This is a genomic window from Roseomonas sp. KE2513 (genome assembly GCF_016107305.1).
In the GTDB taxonomy this organism is placed as follows: domain Bacteria; phylum Pseudomonadota; class Alphaproteobacteria; order Acetobacterales; family Acetobacteraceae; genus Roseomonas.
Genome location: NZ_RCVR01000002.1, coordinates 212,624 through 234,278, shown reverse-complemented (window position 1 = coordinate 234,278; position 21,655 = coordinate 212,624). Strand labels below are relative to the sequence as shown.

General features: G+C 70.0%; 19 protein-coding genes. 13 read left to right on the top strand and 6 right to left on the bottom strand.

Features of this window, described 5'->3' with window-relative positions:
* The first annotated feature begins 161 nt into the window (after nt 1-161).
* The 12 genes from D9599_RS03290 to D9599_RS03235 all read left to right on the top strand — a co-directional run bounded on the left by D9599_RS03290 (nt 162) and on the right by D9599_RS03235 (nt 13,224).
* The gene (locus tag D9599_RS03290; protein ID WP_198379792.1) at nt 162-1,688 is read left to right on the top strand and encodes a hypothetical protein; all 1,527 of its coding nucleotides are present in this window, start codon (nt 162-164) and stop codon (nt 1,686-1,688) included.
* A 3-nt stretch (nt 1,689-1,691) separates the two neighbouring features.
* Nucleotides 1,692-2,168: a RidA family protein gene (locus D9599_RS03285; protein WP_198379791.1), complete on the top strand. Its 477-nt coding sequence runs from the start codon at nt 1,692-1,694 to the stop codon at nt 2,166-2,168.
* Entirely contained in the window at nt 2,165-2,551 is a 387-nt protein-coding gene (locus D9599_RS03280) for a nuclear transport factor 2 family protein (protein WP_198379790.1), read from the top strand. The genes D9599_RS03285 and D9599_RS03280 overlap by 4 nt, the downstream gene beginning before the upstream one ends.
* A 42-nt stretch (nt 2,552-2,593) precedes the next feature.
* On the top strand, nt 2,594-3,748 hold the full coding sequence (locus D9599_RS03275) for a GNAT family N-acetyltransferase (RefSeq protein ID WP_198379789.1): 1,155 nt from the start codon (nt 2,594-2,596) through the stop codon (nt 3,746-3,748).
* 43 nt (nt 3,749-3,791) lie between these two features.
* Nucleotides 3,792-4,631, top strand: coding sequence for a DMT family transporter (locus D9599_RS03270; RefSeq protein ID WP_198379903.1), 840 nt, complete (start codon nt 3,792-3,794; stop codon nt 4,629-4,631).
* A complete protein-coding gene (locus D9599_RS03265; RefSeq protein WP_198379788.1) occupies nt 4,607-6,628 on the top strand; it encodes a DNA/RNA helicase domain-containing protein in 2,022 nt (673 codons plus the stop codon). Before D9599_RS03270 ends, D9599_RS03265 begins: the two co-directional genes overlap by 25 nt.
* Nucleotides 6,629-6,636: 8 nt before the next feature.
* On the top strand, nt 6,637-7,479 hold the full coding sequence (locus tag D9599_RS03260; protein ID WP_198379787.1) for an endonuclease/exonuclease/phosphatase family protein: 843 nt from the start codon (nt 6,637-6,639) through the stop codon (nt 7,477-7,479).
* A gap of 63 nt (nt 7,480-7,542) precedes the next feature.
* Nucleotides 7,543-8,433: a PPK2 family polyphosphate kinase gene (locus D9599_RS03255; RefSeq protein ID WP_198379786.1), complete on the top strand. Its 891-nt coding sequence runs from the start codon at nt 7,543-7,545 to the stop codon at nt 8,431-8,433.
* Nucleotides 8,434-8,554: 121 nt separating this feature from the next.
* Entirely contained in the window at nt 8,555-9,298 is a 744-nt protein-coding gene (locus D9599_RS03250) for a gluconate 2-dehydrogenase subunit 3 family protein (protein WP_198379785.1), read from the top strand.
* Nucleotides 9,298-11,067: a GMC family oxidoreductase gene (locus D9599_RS03245; protein WP_198379784.1), complete on the top strand. Its 1,770-nt coding sequence runs from the start codon at nt 9,298-9,300 to the stop codon at nt 11,065-11,067. The genes D9599_RS03250 and D9599_RS03245 overlap by 1 nt, the downstream gene beginning before the upstream one ends.
* Entirely contained in the window at nt 11,067-12,317 is a 1,251-nt protein-coding gene (locus tag D9599_RS03240; protein WP_198379783.1) for a cytochrome c, read from the top strand. The genes D9599_RS03245 and D9599_RS03240 overlap by 1 nt, the downstream gene beginning before the upstream one ends.
* Nucleotides 12,318-12,384: 67 nt before the next feature.
* Nucleotides 12,385-13,224 (top strand): alpha/beta hydrolase, encoded by an 840-nt coding sequence (locus tag D9599_RS03235; RefSeq protein ID WP_232480073.1) that lies wholly within the window; start codon nt 12,385-12,387, stop codon nt 13,222-13,224.
* 79 nt (nt 13,225-13,303) lie between these two features.
* On the opposite strand, the gene clpA is transcribed toward D9599_RS03235, so the two are convergent.
* From clpA to D9599_RS03220, 3 genes are all read right to left on the bottom strand, one after another.
* Entirely contained in the window at nt 13,304-15,670 is a 2,367-nt protein-coding gene (gene clpA / locus D9599_RS03230; RefSeq protein WP_198379781.1) for an ATP-dependent Clp protease ATP-binding subunit ClpA, read from the bottom strand.
* Between the two features lie 192 nt (nt 15,671-15,862).
* Nucleotides 15,863-16,312, bottom strand: a complete 450-nt coding sequence (gene clpS, locus D9599_RS31120; RefSeq protein WP_232480072.1) for an ATP-dependent Clp protease adapter ClpS — start codon at nt 16,310-16,312, stop codon at nt 15,863-15,865.
* A gap of 289 nt (nt 16,313-16,601) precedes the next feature.
* On the bottom strand, nt 16,602-17,132 hold the full coding sequence (locus D9599_RS03220; RefSeq protein ID WP_198379780.1) for a phasin family protein: 531 nt from the start codon (nt 17,130-17,132) through the stop codon (nt 16,602-16,604).
* Nucleotides 17,133-17,463: 331 nt separating this feature from the next.
* Here D9599_RS03220 and D9599_RS03215 point away from each other — a divergent pair, with 331 nt between their 5' ends.
* Nucleotides 17,464-18,672 carry a D-alanyl-D-alanine carboxypeptidase family protein gene (locus tag D9599_RS03215; protein WP_198379779.1) on the top strand — a complete coding sequence of 403 codons (1,209 nt, stop codon included), beginning with the start codon at nt 17,464-17,466 and terminating at the stop codon, nt 18,670-18,672.
* A gap of 53 nt (nt 18,673-18,725) precedes the next feature.
* Here the strand turns inward: D9599_RS03215 and D9599_RS03210 are convergent, their stop codons facing one another.
* From D9599_RS03210 to pgmG, 3 genes are read right to left on the bottom strand one after another with little or no spacing between them, the layout of a single operon-like run.
* On the bottom strand, nt 18,726-19,832 hold the full coding sequence (locus D9599_RS03210; protein WP_198379778.1) for a DSD1 family PLP-dependent enzyme: 1,107 nt from the start codon (nt 19,830-19,832) through the stop codon (nt 18,726-18,728).
* Between the two features lie 52 nt (nt 19,833-19,884).
* Nucleotides 19,885-20,238 (bottom strand): gamma-glutamylcyclotransferase family protein, encoded by a 354-nt coding sequence (locus D9599_RS03205; protein ID WP_309228528.1) that lies wholly within the window; start codon nt 20,236-20,238, stop codon nt 19,885-19,887.
* Entirely contained in the window at nt 20,238-21,650 is a 1,413-nt protein-coding gene (gene pgmG, locus D9599_RS03200; RefSeq protein WP_198379777.1) for a phosphoglucomutase/phosphomannomutase PgmG, read from the bottom strand. The genes D9599_RS03205 and pgmG overlap by 1 nt, the downstream gene beginning before the upstream one ends.
* Nucleotides 21,651-21,655: the final 5 nt, after the last annotated feature.

Here is a 21,655-nt window from a genome sequence, read left to right as displayed (position 1 = left end):
ATGCGGGCGGGTTGGAGAAGGGGCTGCATATGGCACGCCAGGCCCAAGGGCGAAAGCCACGGACGGAAACACGCCCGCCACACCCTATCTTGTGGCTCGCCGCGCCGACGCCCACGACATGCCGGCTTCACCCGGTGCCGGGGGAGGCATATGATCCACGCATGACGCGCGATGACGGCCTGACCCGTAACACCGCCTGGGAGGGATTGGCCCTGCGCCGCACGCGCGCGGCCGCAGATCCCGACGCCGAGCCCCGCCCCGTGGCGCTTCCCGCCACTTGGGACGAGTCCGCTGCGGAGGCGCTTGCCGCCCTCGCGCCAGGGGAGGGGCCCGTGGCCCTTCCGCGCCTTGCCGAGGCCTGGATTCGCCGCCTCGCCGCCCGCGGACGCAAGCTCGGCCTGCTGCCGGACGCCGGCGCGGCGGAGGGCTTCGCAAACGGCCTACGCGCCCTTCTCCTGGCCCGCCGCGGCGCCCCCGGCGCCGGCACCTGGGCGGGCGACACGAAGGCCGAAGCGCGGTTCGTCCTCAACCTCCCCGCCTTCTTCGACGAGGATGGCTTCGACACTGCCGGCTATGCCGTCGCCGTCCGCCTCGGCGTTATGGCACTGGAGATCCTCGGCGGCGCCAAGGCCACCCGCCTCCGCCTCGGATTCGCCGACCTGGCGGGCCTGCTCGCCGGCCTGCGACTCGACTACGACTCCGCTGAGGGCCGGCAGGTGGCGGTCTCCATTGCCGCCCTGACGCGCGGCGTGGCCGAGACCGTCTCGGGCGACCTTGCCGAGAGCTTCGGCGCCCGCCTGCCGCTCTCCCTGACCTGGCCCGCGCCGCCCGAGTCCACCCCGGTCCCGGGCCTCGCGGAGGCCGTGCGCGCCGCGCTGGACTCCGCTGCTGGTGCCCCGGGCCTGCGCCACGCCGCCATCTTCACCCTCTCCCCGCCCGATGCGGTGGAGGCGCTTCTCGGTGCCGAGACGGGCGGATTCGCTCCGGCCGTGGCTCCCACCCGCCTCGCGGCCACCGCGGACGGTGAACTGATCGACGTCCCGACCCGCGCCGCCCTGCTCGCCGGGGAGGACGCCGCCCGCCTCCTCGCCCCGCGCGGGCCCGAGGCGCGCGCCGCGATGGAAGCGGCCCTCCGCCCCTGGCTCCACGCCGCCGCGCCGGCTGTCGCCGCACCGGCCCAGGCACCCCGCCCGGCGCCGAAGCCGCGCCCGGCCCAGGACCATGCCCATGGCCGCGGCGCCGTCTGGAAGGTCAGCATCGGCGGCCACCGCGTCACGCTGCGCACGATGGAGGGCGCCTCCGGGCTGGAGGAGATCTCCCTCACCCTCGCCAAAGACGGCGCGGCCTTCCGAGGCGTGGTGGACGCCCTCTGCCACTCCGTCACTGTCGGCCTCTCCTCCGGCGTGCAGCTGGACGAGTACGTGCAGGCCTTCGCCTATACCCGCTTCGGCCCCGCGGGGCTGGTGGAGGGCGATCCAGCCATCCACCGCGCCTCGTCCGTGCTCGACTGGGCCTTCCGGCGCCTGGCCCTCGACCATCTCGGCGGCCGGGTCCTGCCCGACCCGACCGAGGAGGAGTGCGGCGGCGACCATCTCGGCACCGCGGCCCAGCAGCTTCCCCTGCTGCCCGACCTGCCCGCTACCCCCGCACCGGCCGCGCGCCGGCGCAACCTGCGGCTGGTGGGCTAGGCCATGGCGCAGGCCGTCCCGGGACCCATCGCGGCCCGCCTCAAGGAACTCGGCGTCACCCTGCCCGAGGCCGCGAAGCCCATCGCCAACTACGTGCCCGCCGTGATCACGGGCGACCTGCTCTTCGTCTCCGGCCAGGTGCCGATGCGGGAGGGCAAGATCGCCTATACCGGCAAGCTCGGCGCCGGCGTGCCGATCGAGATGGGGCAGCAGGCCGCCCAGCTCTGCTTCATCAACGTCCTCGCTCAGGCGGAGGCCGCCCTCGGCAGCCTCGACCGCATCCAGCGCGTGGTGCGGCTCGGCGGCTTCATTGCGGCGGGCCCTGAATTCACCCAGCACGCGCAGGTGATGAACGGCGCCTCCGACATGGCCGTCGCGGTCTTCGACGAAGCCGGCCGCCACGCCCGCACCACCATCGGCGTCCCCTCCCTGCCCGGCGACGCGGCGGTGGAGGTTGAGGCCGTCTTCGAGATCGCGTGACTGAGGCCGAGCGCCTCGTCCGCCGCTGGATGGAGAGCGGCGACCACTCCCTCCTGGCGGAGGATGTCCGCTGGCGCGTCTCCCCCGGCTACCCCGTGCCGCACCGGGATTGGCACGGCCGCGCGGCGGTCGCGAACGGGTTCTTCCCGACGCTCCGCCGCCGCTTCCCGCATTGGCGCATCGCGGTCGAGTCCTTCTCCCCGCTCGCCGATGGCCGCCTCCTCGCCAGCGGCGCCTATGACGCCCGCGACGCCGGGGGCCGCAGCGGGCAGGTGCCCTTCCTCCATGTCTGGACCGTGCGGGACGGCACCATCGCGGGTGTCGAGGCCGTCGCCGATTTCGCCGCCTTCGCCATTGCCGCCCCCGACGGGGAACAGGGCTGATCCCCGCTTGCACCGCGCTGCGCGCGCCGCACATGCGCCCCCATGCCCTCTGAGCTGACCCTCACCCTCCATTCCCGCATCGCCGACATCCCGGCGGAGGAGTGGGATGCCTGCGACGCCACCGACAATCCCTTCACCTCCCACGCCTTCCTCCTCACGCTGGAGGAGGCCGGCTGCACCGGTCCACGCACCGGCTGGCTGCCCCAGCACCTGGCGCTGCGAGACCCCGACGGCGCGCTCGTCGCCGTCGCGCCCGCCTATGTGAAGGGCCACTCTTACGGCGAGTACGTCTTCGACCACGGCTGGGCCCGCGCCTTCGAGAATGCGGGCGGCGACTACTACCCGAAGTTCCAGGTGGCCGTGCCCTTCTCCCCTGTGCCCGGGCCGCGGCTAATGGTGCGGCCGGGCACCGGCGTGCCGCAGTCTGCGCTTGCCAGCGCCATGGCTCAGGCGACCGAGGCGCTGAAGCTCTCCTCCTGCCACGTCACCTTCTGCACGAGGGAGGAGTGGGACGACCTCGGCGAAGCCGGCTGGCTCCAGCGGATGGGCGTGCAGTTCCACTGGAACAACGAGGGTTACGGCAGCTTCGACGACTTTCTTGGTGCCCTTTCCTCGCGCAAGCGCAAGGCTATCCGGCGCGAGCGGCGCGACGCGCAATCCGTGGGGTTGACCATGCGCGCGCTACGCGGGAGCGAGATCACGCCCGAGACCTGGCGCCTGTTTCACAAGTTCTATCGCAGCACCACCGACCGCAAATGGGGCAGCGCCTATCTCACCGCTCGCTTCTGGCCCCTGATGGGGGAGCGGATGGGCGACAAGGTCGTGCTGATGGTGGCCGAGCGCGACGGCAAGCCCGTCGCTGGCGCACTGAACCTCATGGGCCGGGATGCTCTCTACGGCCGCAACTGGGGCAGTCTGGTGGAGGCGCCCTTCCTCCATTTCGAGCTTTGCTACTACCAGGCCCTCGACTTCGCGATCGCGCAGGGCCTGAAGCGCGTCGAGGCCGGCGCGCAGGGAGAGCACAAAATCCAGCGCGGCTACCGACCCGTGCCCACCTATTCCGCCCACCTCATTGCCCATCCTGGCCTTCGGCGCGCGGTGGCCCAGTCGCTGGTTCAGGAGCGCGCGGCGATGGAGGCGGAGATCGCCGAACTCGACTCCCTCTCCCCCTATCGCCGGGAGGACGAGGCGGCGTGACGCGCGCCGCGTGATAGGCGCCTACGCGCAGCTCGCCGGATCCATGGTGCTTACCGGCGCCAACGTCGTCGTCGCCAAAACCCTGGCCGGGGCGCTGCCGGTTCCTCTTATCCTAGGCCTCCGCTGCCTCATCGCCTGCGCGGTCCTCCTGCCCCTCGCCCTCTGGCGTGACGGCGCGCCATGGCCGGGCAGGGGAGTGCTTCTGAACCTCCTCCTCCAAGCTGCCACCGGCACCATCCTCTACAACGCGGCCCTGCTGGCCGGCCTGCGCCTGACCACGGCGCTGGAGGGCGGCCTCGTCCTCGCCACGCTACCCGCCGTCATAGCCCTCGGCAGTGCCCTCTGGCTGCGGGAGCGGGTGTCGCCCCGCGGCTGGGCGGCGGTGGCGCTGGCAGCGGGCGGCATGGGCGCCCTCGTCCTCGCCCGTGGCGGGGCGGGTGGAGGCAGTGCCCTCGGCAACGGGCTCGTCTTCCTGGGAGTTTGCGGAGAGGCCGCCTATGTCCTCCTTGCCAAGCGCGCCTCGGGCGCCCTGCCGCTGCTCTCGGCCAGCCTCGGCATGCAGGCCTTCTCGGCCGCCCTGCTACTGCCGGCCTGGCTACCCGAGGCGGGAGCCGCTGCCCGCCTGGCTGACCCCCTGCTGCTCTCGCTTCTCCTATTCCACGCGCTGACGGCGAGCGTGCTGTCACTTCTTCTCTGGTACGGCGGCCTGCGCCGCGCGCCCGCCGGAATGGCCGGGGTCTTCACCGCCTTTCTCCCCGCCACCGCAGCGGCGGCCGCCATCCTGTTCCTTGGGGAGGAACCAACCCCCACCCATGCCCTGGGCTTCGCGCTGCTGCTGGCGAGTATGCTCCTCGCCACATGGCCCGAGAGGAGCCGCCGCTGAAACCCTGGCTCACCCTCAGCGTGCCGGCGCTTCTCGCCCTCCCCCCGGAGGAGATCGCGGCCCGCCTCGCCTATGCCCAGGCCGCCCGGCACGCGACGCTCGAACTCGCGCAGCGCGCCGCCTGGGTTTCGACCGCACGCCTGTTGCAGGTGGCGCTCGCCGTGCCGGAGACCTCCGGCTGGACCGTCATGCTGGAATACGACCTTCTTCGCCTGGAAAAGCGCGCCGACTGCGTCATCCTGACCGACCGCGCCGTGCTGGTGCTGGAGATCAAGGACGGCGCGACAGGCCACTGCGTCGCGGATCGGCGCCAAGCCGAGGATTACGCACTTGATCTGCGAGATTTCCACGCTGGGTGCCGCGGCCTGCCGGTCGTGCCGATCCCGGTTGCGACCGCGGCGCCGCGCCGGCCTTTCGAGCCGGCCCTCATCTGGGAGGGCGTGCCACCGCCATTCCCCACGAATGCGGTAACACTCGGTGACACGATCCGCGCCGTCCAGGCGGCCATCGGCACGCCAGCAACGCCGCTCGACCACGCCGCCTGGCTGGCCGCGCCCTACCGCCCCGTGCCCGGCGTGCTCGAGGCCGCCACCATGCTCTTCGACCGGCACCGCAGCGCCGAGATGGTCTCCGCCCGCGCGGACGCGGCAAACCTCACCCGCACCACCGCCGCGGTGGGGCGCGCCATCGAGGCCGCCCGCGCCAACTCCCAGCACGTGGTCGTCTTCGTCACCGGCATCCCGGGTGCAGGAAAGACGCTCTGCGGCCTGAACGTCGTTTTCGGCAGCCTCCGCGCGGACGGCGCCGCCTTCCTGACCGGCAACACGCCCCTCGTCGCGGTCCTGCGCGAGAGCCTTGCCCGCCGCGGGGCCGAGGGCGGGCAGGGGCGTGCGGCGGCAAGGCGCGATGCCGTCACGGCCCTGCAGAACGTCCATCGCTTCCTGCAACAATACGTCGAGAAGCCGGACGAGGTTCCGGAGGCCCGCGTCATCGTCTTTGACGAGGCGCAGCGTGCCTGGGACCGCGCGCAGGCCACGAAGCCATCGCAGCGCCGCGGCGCCAGCAAGCTCACGGACAGCGAGCCCGCGCACACGCTGGAAATCATGTCGCGCCACGCTAACTGGTCCGTCATCGTAGCGCTCATCGGCAACGGGCAGGAGATCAACACCGGCGAGGCCGGGTTGGCCGAATGGGGAAGGGTCATCGAGGCGACGCCCGGTTGGCGCGCCGTAGCCGCCGAGCGCGCGATCAGGACGCCCATAACGGCACAGCGCCTGGCCAACGGGCGGCGTCCCTGGCTCACACTAGATCCCGATCTGGACCTGACCGTCCCCATGCGTTCCGTCCGCGATCCGCAGGGTGCCCCCTGGGTAGACGCCGTTCTTGCCGGCGATGCCGCCGCCGCGGCCGAAATCGCTAGGAGCGCTGGCGGCGTGCCCTACTTCGTGACGCGCGACTTCGCTGCTCTCCGCGCCGCCCTGCGCGATCTCTCCCGCGGGATGCGCCGCGCCGGTCTCGTCGCTTCCTCTGGCGCCCGCCGCCTCCGAGCCGAGGGCCTGGGCGTACAGGCCGCCGACATGCCGCACTGGTTCCTCGACCGCTGGCCCGACATCCGGGCGTCCGACGCGCTGGAGACCTACGCCACGGAGTACGACTGCCAGGGCCTGGAACTGGATCAGGTCGGCCTCGCCTGGGGCGGCGACCTGCTGCGTGGCCCTGGTGATTGGGTGATGCGCGCCTTATCCGGCAAGGATTGGCAGATGGTTCGCAAGGAAGAGGACCGCAGCTTCACGCTCAATACCTACCGCGTGCTGTTGACGCGCGCCCGCTACGAGACGGTCATCTGGGTCCCGCCCGGCAGCCCCGCCGGCGACCCATGGTACGACAAGACGCGCGATGCGGACGCAATGGACGCGGTCGCAGCTTACCTCCTCTCCTGCGGAGCGCACCCTATCGAGGCGGCACCCGCCGCAGACCCCGCGCCCGCCCTGCTGTAGAAGCGCCTATGCTCCGCGCGCTCCTCGCCTTTCTTCTCCTCGCCGCCCCCGTCGCCGCGGCGGAGTTGAAGCTCGCCACCTGGAACCTCGACTGGCTGACCACCCGCCCGGCCGGCGATCCCGAACTCCCACGCGATCTCCACCGCCGCGCCCCCGAGGACATCGCGCGCCTCCGCGTCTATGCCGACCGCTTGGCTGCCGATGTCATCGCCCTGCAGGAGGTGGACGGACCCGAGGCCGCCGCCCTCGTGCTCGACCCTGCCCGCTGGCGCTTCTTCTTCCCCGGGGAACGGGACGTGCAGCGCGCCGGCATTGCGGTCCGTCGCGGCCTGCCGGCCACGCAGAACGAGGACCTTTCCGCGCTCGACCTTCGGCCAACGGCCCGCTTCTCGCTCCGCCGTGGCGTGGACGTGACGGTGGGGGAAGGGGCCTCGCGGCTCCGCCTCCTCTCCCTCCACCTCAATGCCGGCTGCCGGGAGCCGGACGACGCCGGGCGCCAGTGCGAGAGTACCCTCCGCCAAGCCGAGATCCTCGCGGGCTGGATTGAGGCCCGCCGCGCCGCCGGCGAGGCCTTCGTCCTGGCCGGCGACTTCAACCGCCGCTTCGACCGCGACCCCGCCATCCTTCCCCTGCTGGAGCGCGCGGCCCCGCTCACCCGCGCGACCGCCGGGCGCTCCAATCCCTGCTGGGGCGGGCGGCCCTTCATCGACCATATCCTGCTCGGCGGCCCTGCCCGCGGCTGGATGGTGGACGGCAGCCTGCGCGTCCTCGTCTATGCGGAGCGGGAGCCGGAATGGCGCCACAGGCTATCCGACCACTGCCCCGTCAGCATCGTGCTGAACCCACCCTGACGCTTCCGAAACTCACTCTCGTGCGTTCGGGGCAGGGGCCGCGCGCCTGAACACGAACCGGGGATGACCGCCTTGAACGCCGAGCGCCTGCACCGTTTCCTCGCCACCTGCCGCATCACCGACAGCACTTCCTTCTCCCTGGAGGAGCACCGCACGGATGACGACGGCGATACCGGCCTCGACAAGGACGAGGGAAAGCAGGCGCTGGAGCGCGCCGTCGCCCGCATCTCCGATCAGCAGGAGCGCCTCTACGCTGATGCGCGCTGGTCCGTTCTCTGCATCTTCCAGGCGCTGGACGCGGCGGGGAAGGACGGCGCCATCAAGCACGTCTTCTCCGGCGTGAATCCGCAGGGCGTGGACGTGGAATCCTTCGGCGCCCCCAGTACGCTGGAGCGCGCGCATGATTTCCTCTGGCGGCACCAAGTCGTCATGCCCCGCCGCGGCCGCATCGGCGTGCACAACCGCTCTTGGTACGAGGAGGTGCTGGTGCCGCGCGTGCAGCCCTCCATCCTCCAGGCCGCCCCGCTGCCTGCCGCCGTCGTCGGCCCGCAAATCTGGGACGAACGGCTGGAAGACATCGCCGCCTATGAGCGCTACCTCGCGCGCCAGGGCGTGCGAATCCTAAAGTTCTTCCTCCATGTCGGGGAGGAGGAACAGCGCAAGCGCCTTCTTGCCCGCATCGACGAGGGCGCGAAGAACTGGAAGTTCGAGGAAGGCGACCTCGTCGTCCGTGCCCGCCGCCCGGAATACCTCTCAGCCTATGACGCCGCGATCCGCGCCACCGCCGCTCCGCACGCCCCGTGGTACGTCATCCCCGCCGACCGCAAGTGGCTTGCCCGCCTGCTGGTGGCCGAAGCGGTGGCGGGCGCGATGGAGTCCCTGGACCTGCAGTTTCCGACCGTCAGCGCCGCCGCTCGCGCGGCGCTGCTCCGAGCGCGCGATGCGCTAACCTGAGGGCACGGCTCGGCCGTCGTTAACGAAACTTCATCAGGCTTTGTTCCTCCGGGCGGCAACTCTTGTGCGCCCCCGAATTTGATCCCTTGCGCGGCACCTGACCCGCACCGAGGGATCCCTGATGACCACCCCGCGCGGCTCAAGACGCCGCTTTCTGTTCGCGACAACCGCCCTGATCGGCCTGGTCGGTACCGCCACGGCCCGCACGATCGAGGGCCTTCCCTGGACCAGCAACGAGGTCTATCCGCCCGCCGAGGCCCGGCCCGGCCCCTGGCGCTTCTTCACGCCGGAGGAGGGCGCGGCCATCGAGGCAATCGTGGATCGCCTCGTCCCGGCAGACGAACTCGGCCCGGGCGGCAAGGAGGCCGGCTGCGCCGTCTTCATCGACCGCCAGCTCGCCGGCCCCTACGGCCGCTGCGAGGGCATGTACATGCAGGGGCCATTCCCCGCGAGCCCGCTGCCCACCCAGGGCTTCCAATCCTCGGTCACCTTCGCGGAGGCCTACCGGCGCGGCCTCGCCGGCCTTGCCGCCCATGTCGCGAGCAATTTTGGCGGGAAGAAGGTTCCGCAGCTCTCGGGCGAGGAACTCGACCGCCTGCTCACCGCGATGGAGAAGCGCGAGATCAACACGCCCGAGTTCAACGCCAGCAGCTTCTTCGACCTGGTGCACAACAACACGATGGAAGGCTTCTTCGCCGACCCGATCTACGGTGGGAACAAGGATATGGCTGGCTGGAAGCTCCTCGGCTTCCCGGGCACGCGCTACGACTTCCGCGACGTTATCGCCCGGCCGAACACGCGCTACATCCTGCCGCCCGTGAGCCTCCTCGGGAGACCGGAATGGAACCCCGGGGGGCGCAGCTGATGCGCCGCCTTCCCCGCAAGGACGCCGTCATCATCGGCCTCGGCTGGACTGGCGCCATCATGGGCCACGAGCTCTGCCAAGCAGGATTGGAAGTGGTGGCGCTGGAGCGCGGCCCCTGGCGCGACACGGCCAGCGACTTCAACATCGGCACCGCGCCCGACGAGCTGCGCTACGGCATCCGCGGCGAGCTCTTCCTGAACAACTCGCAGGATTCCGTGACGGCGCGCAACAAGACGGACCAGGTGGCGCTGCCCATCCGTAAATGGGGCAGCTTCCTGCCCGGCAACGGCGTCGGCGGCTCCGGCGTGCACTGGAACGGCCACACCTGGCGCTTCCTGCCGAGCGACTTCAACATTCTCAGCCACTACCGCGAGCGCTACGGCGAGGGGATCTTTCCCGAGAACCACACGATCCAGGACTGGGGCATCACCTACGATGAGCTGGAGCCCTACTACGACAAGTTCGAGTATCTGGCGGGCATCTCTGGCCAGGCCGGCAACATCAACGGCGAAATCCAGCCGGGCGGGAACCCCTTCGAGGGCCGCCGGCAGCGCGGCTACCCCACGCCGCCGCTGAAGGGCCAGCACGCGCAGGACCTCTTCTCCAAGGCCGCGACGGAGCTCGGCTTCAAGCCCTTCCCGATGCCGTCCGCCAATATCTCGCAGGCCTATACCAACCCGCTCGGCGTCACCCTCGCGCCCTGCACCTATTGCGGCTTCTGCGAGCGCTTCGGTTGCGCGAACTACTCCAAGGCCTCCCCACAGACGACGGTCCTGCCGGTGCTGATGCGCCACCCCGGTTTCGAGGCGCGCACGCAGTGCGAGGTGGTGCGCGTGCTCAAGAGCGCGGACGGCAAGACCGCCACCGGCGTCGTCTATATCGACGCGCAGGGCCAGGAATGGGAGCAGCCGGCCGACCTCGTCATCATGGCCGCCTACCAGCTCTGGAACGTGCGGCTGATGCTCTATTCTGGCATCGGCAAGCCTTACGATCCGAGCACCGGTGAAGGCGTGGTGGGCAGGAACTACGCCTACCAGGCGAACTCATCGGTCAACGGCTTCTTCGACAACACCCACGCCTTCAACCACTGGGCCGGCGCGGGCTCCCTCGGCATCACCGCCGACGAATACAACGGCGACAACTTCGACCACAGCGGCCTGAACTTCGTGGGCGGCGCGAACATCAACTGCACGAGCTTCCACGCGCGCCCCATCTCCGCGCGCCCTATCCCGCCGGGCACGCCGCGCTGGGGCAGCGCCTGGAAGAAGGCGACGCGCGAGGCCTACAACACCTTCGCCAATGTCGGCAGCCAGGGCAGCGTGATGTCCTTCCGGGACAACTACCTGGACCTCGATCCCACCTACAAGGACCGGCTGGGCCGTCCGCTGCTGCGCATGACCTTCGACTTCAAGCCAAACGAGGAGCGCATGTCCGCCTACGTCACCGAGAAGATGGTGCCGATCATGCGGGCCATGGGCGCGAAGCAGGTCGTGGCCAACCCGAAGAAGGGGCCGTGGAACGTCGTTCCCTATCAGACCACCCACAACACGGGCGGTGCCGTCATGGGCGACAATCCCCGCACGTCGGCGGTGAACAAGTACCTGCAGGTCTGGGACATGCCCAACGTCTTCGTCCTCGGCGCCTCCGCATTCCCGCAGAATGCCGGCTACAATCCAACAGGCACGGTGGGCGCGCTGACCTACCACGCGGCGGATGCGATCGTGAGCCAATACCTCAAGAATCCCGGCCAGTCGCTGGTGCAGGCCTGATGCGCGCCGCCCTTCTCGCCGCGCTCGCCGGCCTTGCCCTCCTCGCGCCTGAACCCGCCCGCGCGGCACCGGACAACTTCGACCAAGTGGAGCGCGGCCGCTACCTCGTCGTGCTCGGCGACTGCGTGGCCTGCCACATGTCCACCAGCGGCAACCACGAGGGCTCGCAAGGCTTCGTCGGTGGGCGCCCAATCGAGACGCCCTTCGGCAACATCGTCACGCCCAACATCACGCCGGACCGCGCGACGGGCATCGGCACCTGGTCCGCGGACGACTTCTACCGCGCCATGCACGAGGGCGTGCGCCCCAACGGCGCGCATCTCTACCCCGCTTTTCCCTACACCTACTTCACGCGTATGCCGCGCGCGGACACCGACGCGATCCTCGCCTACCTGAATACGCTGGAGCCGGTGAACAACGCGGTGGATCGCAACACCTTGCCGTTCCCGTTCAACATCCGCGCCTCCATGCTTGCCTGGAACGCGCTGTTCTTCGAACCCGGCGAGTTCCGCCCCGACCCCAACCGCTCGGCCGAATGGAACCGCGGCGCCTATATCGTGGAGGGGCCGGCCCATTGCGGCGCCTGCCACACGCCGAAGAACCTCGCCGGCGCCGATCGGACCAGTGAGCGCTTCGCCGGCGGGCCGCTGCAGGGCTGGTTCGCCACCAACCTGACTGGTGACCAGCGCACCGGTCTCGGCGCCTGGAGCGTGGAGGAGATCGTCGAGTACCTGGGGAAGGGCCGCAACGCCCGCAGCGCCGCCTCCGGCCCCATGGCCGAGGTAGTGGAATACTCCACCAGCCTGATGAGCGAAGCCGACCTTCGCGCCATTGCCGTCTACCTGAAGGAGCCACCCGTCGCCGCACCTACCGCCTCGGCCCGCACGGCGTTGGCGCGCGACAACACCCAGATGGTAACTGGCGAGGCGATTTACCTCGACCGCTGCATGGCCTGCCACCGCCGGGACGGGGAGGGGGTGGCGCGGATGTTCCCGCGCCTCGCCGGCAGTCAGGTGGTGCAGCAGGAGGGCAATGAGACCCTGCTGCGCGTCGTGCTCCAGGGCGTGCGCGCCGCCTACAGCCCGCACGCGCCGACATCGCCGGCCATGCCCGCCTTCGGATGGCGGCTGAACGACGACCAAACGGCGGCAGTAACCACCTATATCCGCAACGCCTGGGGCAACGCGGCGCCCGCCGTCACAGCCGCAGACGCGGGGCGGATGCGCGACCTCCTGCGCGACCGGCCCTGACACGCCGATCCCCGCCCGCAACGAGCGGGCGGGGCATCGCGTTGGCTGGGGGATGATCTCCCGCCGATTGCTCCTCGCCGCCGCGGCCCTCCCGGCCGCGGCCTGTTCTCCCATCGACATCGCCAACCGGCTGACGCCTGCGAGCGGCATTCTGCGCGAGGCTGGTCTCGTCTACGGCCCCGGTGAGCGCGGCCGCTACGACCTCTATACGCCGCAGGGCGCCAGACCCGATGCCCCGCTGATCGTCTTCTTCTACGGCGGCGGCTGGCGCAGCGGCGCGCGGGAGGACTACGACTTCGTCGCCCGCGCGCTCGCCTCCACCGGCGCAGTCGTCGCCGTGCCGGACTACCGCCTCTTCCCCGAGGTGCGCTGGCCCAGCTTCGTGGAGGACGGCGCGGCCGCGGTGCGCGCAATCCGCGCCAGCCCTGGCCGAGACCGTCCCGTGGTCCTCGCCGGGCACTCCGCCGGGGCCTTCAACGCCATGGCCCTCGCGGCCGATCCCCGCTGGCTCGGCCCGGCGCGCGACAGCTTGGCCGGCGGCATCGGCCTTGCCTGCCCTTTCGATTTCGGCCCCGCGGACGATCCCTCCGGCATCTTCGCCGCCGCGCCGAACGCCCGTGCACGCGTGGCACCGCCCGACGAGGCGGCCCTGCGCGGCACGCCGCCCCTGCTGCTGCTCCACGGCCTCGCGGACACCACCGTGCGCCCCGAACAAACGTCGCGCTTCACGGCCCTCGCGCAGGCACGGGGCGTCACGGTGGAAGCGCATTTCTACGAGGGCGTCAGCCATATCGGCATCATCGCCGCCCTCGCCGCACCCGTGCGGGCACTCGGCCTGGAGGGGGCGCCGGTACTCAGTGACATCGCACGCTGGCTGCGGGCGCGGTTCCCCGCCCGGGCGGCCTGATCCGCGCAGTAGGGCAAGAAAAAAGGGGAGCGGACGATCCCGTCCGCTCCCCCCAGGCTTGTTCAGCCAAAACCCGCGACTAGTTCGCCGCCTCCGGCTCCCGCTCCGCCTCGCCGTCGCCCGAGCCCTCGTCGGGCTTGGGCAGGGCAGGCGGCGGCGCTTCGGCGATGTCGAAGGTCAGCGCGCCGTCCTTCATGCCGACCTTCACGGCCCCGCCCTTCACCAGCTTGCCGAAGAGCAGCTCCTCGGCGAGCGGCTTCTTGACGTATTCCTGGATGACGCGGGCCAGCGGCCGCGCGCCGTACAGGGGGTCGTAGCCGCGCTCGGCCAGCCACTCCTTGGCGGAGGAGGACAGCTCGATGGTCACGTTCCGGTCTGCAAGCTGGGCCTCCAGCTGCATGACGAACTTCTCGACCACGTTGCCGACGATCTCCGGCGTAAGCCCGGCGAAGGGCACCACGGCGTCCAGGCGGTTCCGGAACTCCGGGGTGAACATCCGCTTGATCGCCTCCTCGTCCTCGCCGACGCGGACGCTCTGGCCGAAGCCGATGGCGGGCTTCGCCATGTCGGCCGCACCCGCATTCGTCGTCATGATGAGGATGACGTTGCGGAAGTCCACGGTCTTGCCGTTGTGGTCGGTCAGCTTCCCGTGGTCCATCACCTGCAGCAGGATATTGTAAAGATCCTGGTGCGCCTTCTCGATCTCGTCGAGCAGGAGCACGGCGTGCGGGTGCTGGTCGATGCTGTCCGTCAGCAGGCCGCCCTGGTCGAAGCCCACATAGCCCGGAGGGGCGCCGATCAGCCGGCTGATGCTGTGCCGTTCCATGTACTCGGACATGTCGAAGCGGATCAGCTCGATGCCGAGCGTCTTGGAGAGCTGCTTGGCCACCTCCGTCTTGCCGACGCCCGTGGGGCCGGAGAACAGGTAGTTGCCGATCGGCTTCTCCGCGTCGCGCAGCCCCGCGCGGGACAGCTTGATCGCGGCCGACAGGGCCTCGATCGCCTTGTCCTGCCCGAACACCATCGACTTGAGGTCGCGCTCAAGGTTCTTGAGCGTCTCCTTGTCGTCGGTCGAGACGGACTTGGGTGGGATGCGCGCGATCTTCGCGACGATGTCCTCCACGTCCTTCAGAGTCACCGTCTTGCGGCGCTTGTTCTCGGGCAGCAGCATCCGGGAAGCACCGACCTCGTCGATCACGTCGATCGCCTTGTCCGGCAGCTTCCGGTCGTGGATGTACTTCACCGAGAGCTCCACCGCGCCGCGGATCGCTTCCGGCGTGTACTTCACCTTGTGGTGCTTCTCGTAGTTCGTCTTGAGGCCGGTAAGGATCTTCACCGCGTCCTCGATGTTCGGCTCGTTCACGTCGATCTTCTGGAAGCGCCGGACAAGCGCCCGGTCCTTCTCGAAGTGCTGACGGTACTCCTTGTAGGTGGTGGAGCCGATGCAGCGCAGCGTGCCCTGGGCAAGCGCCGGCTTCAGCAGGTTCGACGCATCCATCGCACCGCCCGAGGTCGCACCGGCACCGATGACCGTGTGGATCTCGTCGATGAACAGGATAGCGCCGGGCTGCTGCTCCAGCTCGTTCACCACGGCCTTCAGCCGCTCCTCGAAGTCACCGCGGTAGCGCGTGCCGGCGAGAAGCGAGCCCATGTCCAGCGCGTAGATCGTGGACTTGAGCAGGACCTCGGGCACGTCCTCCTCGATGATCCGCTTGGCCAGGCCCTCGGCAATCGCGGTCTTACCCACGCCCGGGTCGCCCACATAGAGAGGGTTGTTCTTCGTACGGCGGCAGAGGATCTGGATCGTGCGCTCGATCTCGTCGGCGCGCCCGATAAGCGGGTCGATCTTGCCCTGGCCGGCCTTCTTGTTGAGGTTGACGCAGTAGTTGGAGAGCGCGTCGCCCCCCCGCTTCGCGCCACCCTCGCGCCGCTCCTCGCCGCCGCGGCTCTCGCCCTCGCCCTCGCCGTCCTTGCCGGCGTTGCCCTGGACAGGGCGGGTGGTGCTGCGGCCGGGGGCCTTGGCGATGCCGTGGGAGATGAAGTTCACCGCGTCCAGCCGCGTCATGTCCTGCAGCTGCAGGAAGTAGACGGCATGGCTCTCGCGCTCGCTGAAGAGGGCCACCAGCACGTTGGCGCCGGTCACCTCGTCGCGGCCGGAGGACTGGACGTGAATGGCGGCGCGCTGGACCACCCGCTGGAAGCCGGCGGTCGGCTTCGGGTCACCCCCGCGGTCGGTCACGAGGCCGGCAAGGTCCTTATCGAGGAATTCCTGCAGGTCGCGCTTCAGCTTGTCCACGTCCACGCCGCAGGCGCGGAGGACGGTGGTCGCATCCGTGTCTTCCGCAAGGCTGAGGAGCAGGTGCTCCAGCGTCGCGTACTCGTGCCGGCGCTCGCTCGCGAGGCCCAGGGCACGGTGGAGCGTCTGTTCTAGGTTACGGGACAGCATGTCGTTCGACGCTCCCCTGTCTCAACGGCCGCCGGGATCTCCCGGCAGGGCGCCCACCTGGGCGCTCGGCTTGGGACGGCCGTACGCAAGAAGTCGATTGGGTGAATATTGTGGTCCACTCCCCGAACGCCGAGGGGAGGGACAGGTTACGCCGTGTATCAGTGGCTCTGATCGCGATCCGGAGACCCAAGCTCATTCTTTCTCGATCGTGCACTGAAGAGGATGCTGGTTCTGGCGGGCGAGGTCCATCACCTGCGTCACCTTTGTTTCCGCCACCTCGTAGGTAAAGACGCCGCAGACACCCACCCCGCGCCGGTGGACGTGCAGCATGATCTTCGTCGCCTCGTCTCGATTCTTCTGGAAGAAGCGTTCCAGAACGTGGACCACGAATTCCATGGGCGTGTAGTCGTCGTTCAGCATCAGGACCTTGTACATGGTCGGCTTGCGCGTCCGGGGACGCGCCTTGACCACCACGCCCGTCGCCGGCCCGTCGCCGCCCTGGCCACCACCGCCCGGCGGCCCGCCCGGCGGTCCGCTCGGCGGCTGGGGACCGTTGCCGCCGTCCTTATCGGGCCCGGCCGGGCCGTTCTCTCCGGCGGCCGTCCCTGTCATGCCGCTTGGGCGCTCGTCCTGCTTGCTCATCGCCCTGCCATGGTCTCACGGATCACGGCCTTGCCAAGGGGGCTACCGGTTCCGCTTCGCTGGAATTGAGTGAGGGAAGGATATCGGATCACGGCGCCCGAGGTGAAGGCTTTCGGCGCCTCAACCGGATATGGGGCCTGCCTTCCTCCCCTGCCAGGGTTCGGCACCGCCCCAAAAGAGAAGGGCCCCGCCCGGCCGCCCCCGGCGAAGGGGACGAGCGGGCAGGGCCCAGGCTCCGCGATGGCCGGCGGGGGTTATCCCCGGCCGGCTCACCGATGCTCCGGCCTATTCAGGCGGCGATCGGCTTGGTCACGCGCTCGACGGCCTGGGAGACGCGCTGCGTCACCGGGGTGGCCACCTGCTCCACGAGGCGGAAGGAGGCCTCCTGAAGCTTGGCGGTCTCGGAGAGAACCTTCTCCATGCCGCCGCGCGCGTAGGTCGCCTGGATCTCGGCGGCCTCCTTGAGACTCTTCACGCCGGAAAGGGCGCGGGCGCCCTCCAGGGCGTGCTCGGTCAGGCCCTGCATCAGGGCGAAGGCCTGGCGGCTGATCTCCTGCGAGCCGGTCATCCAGGTCTGGGCGACCTGCGTCAGGGTCTCGACATTGCCGCGGGAGAACTCGGCGAAGTCCTGGGCGGCCTTCATCGTGCCCTCGGCGGCCTTGCTGGCCTGCTCCATGCTGCGCTCCACGGCGGTGCGGATCTGGGCGGTGCCGACGTCGGAGACCTTGGTCGCCTGCGTGGCGGCGGTGTCGGCGGCGGCGGTCGCGGTGCTCACGGTCTCGCTCGCGATACGGGCGATCTTGGGGGCCTCGTTGGCCATGGTCTCTTCTCCTGGGGGGCTAGGGCTTGCCATGAGCGAGCCCATGGCTTTGCTGCGGTGCAACAAGCGCCGTATATCAAAGCCTCGAAGAAGCCGTCCACAACTTCTTTTGCGCTGCAACATAGAATTCTCAACCGTTCCGGTTCGGTTCCGGACCGTGGCAGAAATCCTGCAATTACCGGCTTTTGTGGGTTTTTTCCGCTCGTGGTGATGGACACTCGCCGCAAGCGCCCTCTATCGTTCGCTCAGCGAGGCTGGGGGGCCGCGCAACGGTGCTGCCTGCACCGGGCTATCAGGACCCGCGGGGGCGGGTCTTCGAAGGGGGGTTCCTATGGTTGATGGTCTGGCCGCCGGGCGCGGCTGGCAGCGTTGCAGGGCCGGCTTGTCGGCACTGGGCGATGCCTCGCGAAGGCGCTGGCTCGCCCTCGTTATTCCGGCGCTCCTCGCGGCACAGCCCGCCGCGGCCCAGATCGGCAGCGATCGCTACTCCTCCTTCGTGATGGATAGCCGCACCGGCCAGCAACTCGGCGGTGCCAACCCGGATGCCCCGCGCTACCCGGCCTCCCTCACCAAGATGATGACCCTCTACATGCTGTTCGACGCGATGCGCGAGGGGCGCATCACCATGGACAGCCGCATCTATATTACGGAGGAGGCGAGCAGCCGCTCCCCCTCCAAGCTCGGCGTGCCGCCGGGCATGACCATCCCGGTCGAGGTCGCGATTTACGCCCTGACCATGAAGTCCGCCAACGACGTGGCGGTCGCGGTCGGCGAAGCCCTGGGCGGGAGTGAGGAGCGCTTCGCCCAGATGATGACCATGCGGGCCCGCCAGCTCGGCATGACCAACACGACTTTCCGCAACGCCTCCGGCCTGCCCGACTGGGACCAGACCACGACGGCGCGCGACATGGCCGCCCTCGGCCGCCGCCTCTTCTTCGATTTTCCGGAGCGCTGGCACTACTTCGGCAACGCCACCATCCGTGCTGGCAACTACGCCTTCCGCAACCACAACCATATGCTCAGCGACTACGAGGGCGTGGATGGGGTGAAGACCGGCTTCATCAACGCCTCCGGCTTCAACAACGTCATCTCGGCCCAGCGCGGGGGTCAGCGCGTCTTCGTCTCGGTCTTCGGCGGCTCCTCCTGGATGGAGCGGGACCGCCACGCGGCCCTTCTGCTCGATGACGGCTTCTCCCGCCTCGGGGTCGCGCCGAGCCCCCGCATGGCGCCCGAGGCACCTGTCGCGGTGGCCCGCACGCCCCTGATCTTCGCCCGCGCCCGCGCCGCGACGATCGAGGCCCCGCGCGCCGCGATCCGCCAGGTCTCGCTCCGCGTGGTCCGTCCCGTCGCCAGCGCCGCCGCGCGCGGCCGCAGCGCCGCAGCCGCCGCTCGCGCCGAGCTGCGCCCCCTAACCGCCCCGGTTGCCGCGCGCAACACGGCGGGGCGCACCCGCCGCGTAGTGGAGCAGGGCGACGGCGGGCGTGTGATCCGCGTCATCGCCCCGGTCCGTCGCCAGGGCGCCGCGCGCAAGCAGCGCTGAGCCCCCCTGGAGCGTCGTATGGAAGGGGTCGGCTTGCCGGCCCCTTTCCCTTTTTAGGCCATTCCGCCGCGCGCGGAGATCGGCCAGAGGCACTCTACCCGGCCGCCCCGCACGCCCACGTACCAGTCGTAGCGGTCCACTGTCGGATCGCAATGTCCCGGCACCAGCCGCAACCGCTCCCCCAGCTTCGGCCGCTCCCCGCCCTCCACCGCAAGCGCCCCGTGCTCGTCCGAGGCGCCGGCGTAGCGCAGCCCCGGCCGTTGCCAGACCAGCGGCAGCCCCGAATCGACCGCCACCGCCTTGTGCCCGGCATCAAGCACCGCAACCCCGTCGCGCGGCGCGGACATCACCTGCGCGAGCACGAAGAGGCTCTGCCGGAAGGGCGGCGGTGAACCGTTGGCCGCGTAATCCGCATCCATGAAGGCGTAGGACCCCGCCTGGATTTCGGTCCAGAGCCCCGCCTCCAGCTCCAGCTCGAAAGTGCCGGTCCCGGCGCCGCCGACGATAGGACAGGGCAGGCCGCGCTGCCGAAGCTGCTCCACCGTGCGCCGAACCCCCTCCGCCGCGTGCCCGATGGCGGCGCGACGCTCCTCCACCGTCCGCCGATGCTGGGCGCTGCCGTGATAGGCTTGCAACCCCCCGAAGACGAGGTGCGGGGAACCCGCGATCCGCTCGGCCAGCGCCACCGCCTCCGGCCCCGGATCCACGCCGCAGCGGCCGGCGCCGACATCGATCTCGACCAGCACCTCCATCCGCCGCCCCGCCGCTTCCGCCACGGCCGCGATGGTGTCGATGCCCGCGGGATCGTCCGCGCAGACGGCGACCTTGGCGATGCCGGAAAGAGCCGTCAGACGGCGCAGCTTCCGCGCATCCACCACCTGGTTGGAAACAAGGATGTCTGCGACACCCCCCCAGGCCAGCGCCTCGGCCTCCGCCACCTTTTGCACGCATTGGCCGACGGCCCCGCGGCGGATCTGCTGGTGCGCGATGGCCGCGGATTTGTGGGTCTTCGCGTGAGCCCGCAGCTTCGCCCCCGTGCCGGCGAGCCGGGCCGCCATGGCGTCGAGATTTGCTTCGAAAGCGTCAAGATCGATGAGGAGGGCCGGGGTATCGACCTCCTCCTCGCGCATGCCTGGCTCGGCCGGGGGGGATTGCAACATTGTCGCGGTCACTCCGTGGTCACCGCGGTTCTAGCCCCTGGGAGGCGACACGTCAGGCCCGGGTAGTAGGTGGCCACTCCGTGCGCGCTGCCAGCCGTTGCGGCACCATCCAGGCGCGCGCCTGGCGCCAGCCCTGCCGGCTCTGAACGCGAACTGGGATCAAGCGATAAGTCGCACCCTCGTAACGCCGAAGCGCGGCAAGGGCCGCGGGTACGGGCCGGATCAGCGCCCCCTCCACCCGGCCACCGGGCTGCGGGACGAGAGTCGGATAGGGCGTGCCGCGGAAGAACACCCGCGCGTGGTCGTGAAGCACCGCCGGCCGCATTGTCCGCGGCAGGCGGGGATCGCCGGACCGGCGCGCGAGGATGCGCCGGTCCAGCAGCGTGCCATAGAGAAAGAGCGGGATCAGTGCCCCGCATTCTCTCCGGTGAAGTCGGGCGCCGCGAGCCCGCTAGCCTCGAGCTGCTTCGCGATCATTGCCTTCAGCCGCTCCAGCCCCTCGGGGCTGCTCGCCTCGGCGCGGGCCACGAGCACCGCCTGGGTATTGGAGGCGCGCAGCAGCCACCAGCCGTCCTCGGTCAGCACGCGCACGCCGTCCACGTCCTGCACCTTCGCGCCCTCGGCGGAGAGGCGGCTCTTCACCTCCTGAACCACCGCGAACTTACGGTCCTCCGAGCAGTCGAAGCGCAGCTCCGGCGTGTTGATCACCTTCGGCATCGCCTCCCGCACCTGGGAGAGCGTCTCACCCATGCGCGCGACGATCCCGAGCAGCCGCACCGCCGAGTAAGGGGCGTCGTCGAAGCCGTACCACTTGTCCGCGAAGAAGATGTGGCCGGACATCTCGCCCGCCAGCGGCGCCCCGGTCTCCGCCATCTTGGACTTGATGAGCGAGTGGCCGGTCTTCCACATCAGCGGCGTGCCGCCGGCCTTGGCCACCTCGTCGAACAGCACCTGGCTCGCCTTCACGTCGGCGATGATGGTGCCGCCGGGCTTGCTCTTCAGCACGTCCCGCGCGAGCACCACCAGAAGCTGGTCGCCGAAGAGGATATTGCCCTCGTTGTCGACGACGCCGATCCGGTCGGCGTCGCCGTCGAAGGCGATGCCGAGATCGGCGCCCCGCCTCGCCACCTCGGCGATGATCTGCTCGAGGTTCTTGGCGACCGTCGGGTCCGGGTGGTGCGCCGGGAAGTTCCCGTCGATCTCGCCATTGATCACCGTGTGCTCGCCGGGAAGGCGGGCGGCCAGCATCTTCGTGATCTCGGCGCCCGAGCCATTGCCGGGATCCCAGACCACCTTCAGCGCGCGATCGCCGCCGTCATAGTCCTGCATCAGCCGGTCCACATAGGCGTCCGCGATATCGACGCTGCGCGACGACCCTTGGGCCTCCGCCACCACGTCGCCCGAGGCGGCCATGGCGCCGAGCTGCTGGATGTCCTTCCCGAAGAAGGGCTTCTTGCCGATCATCGACTTGAAGCCGTTGTAGTCGGGCGGGTTGTGGCTGCCCGTCACCATCACGGCGCCATCGGCCTTGAAGTGGTAGGAGGCGAAGTAGAGCATCGGCGTCGGCGCGCAGCCGATCCGGACCACCTCCATGCCCGAAGCCATGAGGCCCGCGACCAGCCGCTCCTCCAGCATCGGGGAGGAGAGGCGGCCGTCATAGCCGACCGCCACCGTCTTCCCGCCCGCGCGCGAGACGATGGTGCCGAAGACGCGCCCGATGGCGAAGGCGTCCTCGCCACCAAGGGTTTTCCCGATCACGCCGCGAATGTCGTACTCGCGCAGGCTGGTCGGGTCGAAGCGATGGCTGAAGCCGGTCATGCCTT